This is a genomic window from Chamaesiphon sp. OTE_20_metabat_361, assembly GCF_031364565.1.
This window is the reverse complement of record NZ_JANLWO010000636.1, coordinates 1-6,487: the sequence shown is the minus strand read 5'-3', so window position 1 is coordinate 6,487 and position 6,487 is coordinate 1. Positions and strand designations below refer to the sequence as shown.

The window sequence follows — 6,487 nt, the reverse complement described above, 5'->3', positions numbered from 1 at the left end:
GCAAAAGCTCGAACAATACCTTACCAATCGCCCTTGTGAAGCCTGCGGTGGCAATCGTTTAAAAGCCGAAGCCCAATCGGTAAAATTGGGGCAGTATGGCATTCTGGATTTTACCAGTGCATCGATCGATGAATGCTTGGACAAACTCGATCGTCTAAAATTAACTGATAAACAAATTAAAATCGGCGAATTAGTTCTCAAAGAAATTACCGCCCGACTACAATTTTTACTCAACGTTGGTTTAGATTATCTCACACTCGATCGAGCGGCGATGACCCTCTCCGGCGGCGAAGCCCAACGCATCCGCCTCGCTACCCAAATCGGATCCGGCTTGACAGGCGTATTATACGTTCTCGACGAACCGAGTATCGGCTTGCACCAGCGCGATAACGGACGACTACTAGACACCCTCACCAAATTGCGCGACTTAGGCAATACCCTCATCGTTGTCGAACACGACGAAGACACCATCCGCGCCGCCGATCATTTAGTCGATATCGGCCCCGGAGCTGGCGTTCACGGTGGTAGTATCGTCGTCGAAGGCGATCTAGATGCCCTGTTAAAATCCCCAGATTCAATTACAGGTGCCTATTTATCGGGACGCATGGGAATCGAGACACCCGCCATCCGTAGAGAAGGAAATGGACGCAATCTCACCCTCAAAAACGCCAACCGCAATAACCTCAAACATCTCGATGTCGAGTTCCCGCTCGGTAAACTCGTCTCAATTACAGGCGTATCCGGTTCGGGCAAATCCACCCTCATTAACGAGCTATTGCACCCCGCCTTACAGCACCACCTCACCAAACGGGTACCATTTCCCAAAGATGTCGATGAGTTGCAAGGTATTAGTGCGATCGATAAAGTTATTATCATCGATCAATCGCCGATCGGACGTACTCCGCGATCGAATCCCGTCACTTATACAGGCGTATTCGACACCATCCGCGAAGTCTTCACCCAAACCATCGAAGCCAAAACACGCGGCTATAAAGCCGGACAATTTTCCTTCAATGTCAAAGGCGGACGCTGCGAAGCCTGTGGCGGACAAGGCGTAAATATCATCGAGATGAACTTCCTCCCCGATGTCTACGTCCAATGCGATGTCTGCAAAGGCGAACGCTACAACCGCGAAACCCTCCAAGTTAAATATAAGGGCAAATCGATCGCCGATGTCCTAAATATGACCGTCGAAGAAGGCTTAGAATTCTTCCAAAATATCCCCCGCGCCGCCACCCGCCTCCAAACCCTCGTCGATGTCGGCTTGGGCTACGTCAAACTCGGACAAACCGCCCCCACCCTCTCCGGCGGCGAAGCCCAACGCGTCAAACTCGCCACCGAACTCTCTAAACGCGCCACGGGTAAAACCTTGTACTTAATTGACGAACCCACTACCGGACTCTCATTCTACGATGTCCACAAGCTCCTAGACGTGCTGCAAAGACTGGTCGATAAGGGGAACTCCATCATCGTCATCGAACACAACCTCGACGTGATTCGCTGCTCCGACTGGACGATCGATCTGGGGCCAGAAGGTGGTAATAAAGGGGGAGAATTAGTCGCTGTCGGAACGCCAGAACAGGTGGCGAAAAATCCTAAGTCGCATACGGGGAAGTATTTGAAGCAGGTGCTGAAACAACATTCAGTAGATCGACATTAGCCATTTCACTAACGCCGATCCGATGGTGTTGATTTGCAACTAATAAAGTCCTTCTTCTTGATGAGTCATAATCGTGCAATTAGATATGGGATAAGAAACACAAAGCAAAACATATCCGGCTTCAATTTGGTCGTCATCTAAGAAAGATTGGTCTGATTGGTCAATTTCTCCAGCAGTAATTTTTCCCGCACAAGTCGAACAAGCACCAGCCCGACAAGAATAAGGTAGATCGAATCCTTGTTCTTCGGCTGCATCTAAAATATAGGTATCACCAGCAACATTAATAGTGTGATTTAGACCTTCAGCTTCATTGATTAGAGTAACTTTATAGGTACCGCCATAACTCTGTATATTCGTAGAAGATGGAATTACTCGCTCCTCTTGTTTTATTTGTGTAGCTATATGATTATTGACTTCAATCGCTTGCGAGTTAAATTGCCGGATAGTCTTCAAATCGGATCGATCGACTATCGCTTGTTCTGCGATATCAATCCAATCGCTTTTATAGGCAAATTTCTGGACTTTATGAGCGGGATTTTGAATTAGATAGATTTGATAATTATCGTTATCTAACGATCGTTCGACAACATAGAGCCAAAAGTTAGTATTTCGTTCTAGTGCGGTTTCAAATTGCGGTTTGCTGACTAATACACTATCCCACTTACCACCTTTAGATTTTACCTCGATCGTTCGGACAGCTTCACCATCAGCATTACGAGAGAGGATATCAAAGCCACGATTGTTATGGGGTTTGACTTCGGGAAATCTTCCCTGTTGTTTTTCATAGGCTACGACTTTAGCAATCCCACATTCGTCGATTTCATCCCGCTTATCTTTGTGAATATAAGGTTCGTAAGATGCTTCCATGATTTTAGATTTTGTTGCTGTACTCGTTGGTAAATCCACTTGAGAGCTAATATATTCTCTTGGCTCTATCTGTTGGATTGAGATTTCTAGTTCCTCGTCTTCGTCATCTAATTCCAGATAATCTGTTTGAGCTATTAACTCTCGCGCAGAGTTGAAATTAGGATTAACTAGCTCTGTGCTGTCAGCATCTTCATCTGAATCATCATCCCAATCGTGGATGTATTCTTCAGTTTGAGGAATTGGGTAATTGCTAGAATGCAGACTATCTCCGATAATTTGGGTGTGATTATCTTCCCAGTCAGGTAGAGTATCGAGTTGACGAATTCTAAGGTTGTTTAACTTACGATCGATCCCACTTGGCTCGACATCAATAATGGATAATAGTGAGAGCAGATCGTTTAGTTGATATTTACCGATCGATTGATTCAGACAAGTAGCAAGATAATTTCGCATGATATCTCGATCGTCTAAATCGCAGCGCAGATAAAATTTAGACTGTTCGTTATCGTAGTAATAATCTCCAGATACATTGCTGGCGATTTGTTCTTGCTCTAGATAGAGATCGGTAATAATTGCAGTGGCGGGAATAATACTAATTTGGTTTAGCCAAGCTAAATCTATGTCCCCTTCGATGTCTTGATGGCGTAGCAATCGTAATAATCCATGCTGGAATTCTCGCGAACGCATATTTTTTGCCCAGCGATTGCAAAGATCGATCGATTCAGCATCGCGACTGATATTAAACTTGCCTTGGGGTTGTTCGATGACATCGATCGCCATCGACGGAGACTGTGCTAGACGAGCGAGGAAGGTGGATATTTGAGGATGGAGGATAGAAACGACTCCCATCTCACGGATGCTCTCTAATCGCCACGGAGCATCAGGGATGATGACATCTTCTGCATCGAGTAAATAGCCATCTTCGGTTAATAGGGATAAATTCCAGTCATCTAAGATCGATCGAGTTACGACGATTTCATTGGCAACTCGGCGTAATAATTCGATCGCGCATTTGGTATCATCTTCCCCTAATGGTTCCCCATCAGCAGCTTCGGCAATTTCGTCTACTAGCTCTAGATAGTCATCAATTGAGGGTGTTAATTTTTGCCCTAATACTTCAAACAGTTTGCGGATTTCTGGCTTGTCTGTCTGAAGTTGAACGCGCCAAGGATTGAGGTAACTAATGTCTGACTGGAAGGTATTTTTTGCTTGCAAAAATTCAGTACCATTCCAAAGACAAGGTATATCCTCGAAATGCTCTTTCAACCAATTTCCATGCTGATTGATAATACTCCGACTTGCGAGAAAATCGTATACTTTGTAGATGGCTGTATTGAAATTATCTGAGAGTGGTAATTCATTAGACACACTTTCTTGCCACAGAGCGATTAGTTTATCTAAATGAGCGACAACTTGCTCCCACTTATCCACTCCAAACTCTAAGCCTAAAGCTTTTTTAACCTCTGGTTTTAGCTCTATAGATTTAGGTAACAATGGACGTTGACTAGCAATCAAATAACCATGTTCCCATAGTGCAACTCGACTGACTGGATATAATCCACCGCTGAACACAAGAGCGGCTGGATATTTTTGTAAGCTATCAGGTGTTGCGGCTGGGAGCCAAGCATATTCTTTTAGCATATGAATTAAACTGAATTGCTCACCACGAACATTAACCATCGTATCCTTAAAATCATCCCAATGATTGTTGACATATTTAATGACATCGCAACAAGACTCAGCAACGCTATCACTACTAGTCCTCATATATTTTTCGATTAGTGCATTAATAAAATCTAGTAAATTCTGGGGTTTAAGAGTATCCAGCATTCCTAACTTACTAAAGAAATCGAGCCAGTCTTTCCAGTTCTCGGATTCTTTAGGATCTTCAGAATCTTCGACATAAAAATTACGATCGGGCATCGGCGCACGATCTCCTAAAATATCTTTAATTACTGTTTCCTTCGGATCGTATATCTTTGAGATCGGATGTAAATTACCATCTTTGCAATGCACAAAGGGAGTCTGGCTAATTAGCTGCTTAAATTCTTTTCCTTTTTCTGAATCGCGTTTTCTCATCTCGTTAAATGCGAGATCGTAATTTTCACGAATCCAAGTAAAAGATGCTAGTTGCTCTCGCTTGTCAATCTTCCCATACTTAGGAATGATAAAATCTTGAATAAAGGTAGCTCGATCGAGCGTCTTTACTCCTAGTATGTCAAATAATGGTTTCCAGCTTTGACCATCTCCCAATATTAACAGATGTAGATCTCCATCGATTGTCGGCAAATCATCCGATCCCAATACATAAACATTTTCGTCGGTTAGAGATACTAATTCATTATTAGTAGTCGGGTAAATCTTCAGGTAGCGGAGATTTTTCTTGAAATCTTCATTATTTTTAATGATTCCGGTATCGCCTGCTAACAAATCTAAAAGCTGATGATAGTAATTACAATAGACTGGTAGCTGGCAATTTTCTCGTGTCGCTAGAGTATTTATTAGATCTAAGGAGTTAAATCTCCATATAAATTGCTCTGGATGCTTTTTGATGAATTTATCGATCGCAAGGAACAGAGCTTCTGGTGCCTCGACTGATACAACATTAAAGAAAATAACAATCTGATTCATAGCTACGTCTCTATCTAGATCGTTACACAACAAGGGCGTTTCAAGCAAACCGCCCCGATAAAGATTGCCATCACTACCTGGTACTAACGGAACCTGCTTGAGTTCGCTGGGTAGATCTCCATTTATATTAGTAAAATACTGATAAACTTTAATCAACCATTGTAAATATGGCGATTGAGAATCACCTAGCCTTAATGCAGTACAAATTGCTTCGTCGTCGATAATTTTTAATAGATTTTCCGCTATGAGAGTAGGATTCATGTCAATAATATCATCGCAGTTAGTTAAACTGGGAAAATCATTGATTATATCTTCATCAAGAAACCACTCAGGTACATTACTAAAAATATCTCTAATAATTCGCTCCCCAATATAAATCTTATCTTGAGGTTGATAGCCAAATACTTCTAAGGAGCCGTTTGCTAGCAAAGCTAAAGGCAAACCTGTAAGATTATACAAGTTACAACTTAAAAAATATTCCAGCAGAATACAAATCCAATCTCTCCGCCGTAAACTTGGTAATGGTGCCTTATCGAGAGTACATCCTAAACTTTTTATTTGCGTCAGGTGTTTTCGTAAATCTGACTGGCTAAAATACGCTAACTTTATTTCTGCTTGCGTAAATGCTAAAGCAATTCGAGTGGGTAATGGTGGATTGGGGAAAATTAAACCATCAGCACTCAGCGGTTCAAATAATTGCTCTCTTCCCGCAGCGAGTAACTTAACAGCACTAGGAGTAAACCATTTCCCTGCGGGAGTAGCTCGAATTACTGGTAAATCGTCTAATAGTTTAAGTAAATGTTTGGATAGTTGTTTGAGGGCAATATCTTTGACAGGATCGACAGCCCAGAAACTATAAAAATAGAGCGGATCTGTATCACCAATATCGGCAACTAAATCTCGGACTAATTTAGCACAAGCGTGGGCGACTGTATATTTGATTAGCAACTCATTCCACTGCACCCGATTTGCATCGCGCCCAGATAAATTGCTCCCACTGGTTAATTTAGTCCGCGAAGAATCGAGATCGAAAAAGCCATTGATATGAATTGGTAAGCCAGATTCAGATAGCGGTAAAAAGCAATAAGTCCGCCCGACAAAAGCCCGTTCTTTGCCATCGGTACTGTGTGTCGAAATTCTCGCGGCTGCACCCGCCCAAGGTACGGCTTTTTCCTGTTGCTGGGCTAATTCTTTAATGATTCCTAATAACTGCTCTTGTCTGTCTACCCGCAGCATTCCGACTACGCGCCAATCAGAGGTAATCGTATTTTCGGGAGTAATCGTTTGAATCTGATGGCGATAGGAGACAATCGGCAGCTCCGAAGGTCG

General features: G+C 42.7%; 2 protein-coding genes and 1 pseudogene. 1 reads left to right on the top strand and 2 read right to left on the bottom strand.

Features of this window, described 5'->3' with window-relative positions; all coding sequences use genetic code 11:
- A partial coding sequence (uvrA, locus tag RMO35_RS18285) for an excinuclease ABC subunit UvrA (protein ID WP_309742895.1) occupies positions 1–1,660 on the top strand: 1,660 nt, incomplete at its 5' end.
- 39 nt (positions 1,661–1,699) lie between these two features.
- Here the strand turns inward: uvrA and RMO35_RS18280 are convergent.
- Together RMO35_RS18280 and RMO35_RS18275 are read right to left on the bottom strand one after the other, a co-directional pair.
- Complete coding sequence (locus RMO35_RS18280) at positions 1,700–2,011, bottom strand: ferredoxin (protein WP_309742897.1); 312 nt, start codon at positions 2,009–2,011, stop codon at positions 1,700–1,702.
- 207 nt (positions 2,012–2,218) lie between these two features.
- Positions 2,219–2,527, bottom strand: a pseudogene (locus RMO35_RS18275) (DUF3883 domain-containing protein); the annotation flags it as partial.
- Positions 2,528–6,487: the final 3,960 nt, after the last annotated feature.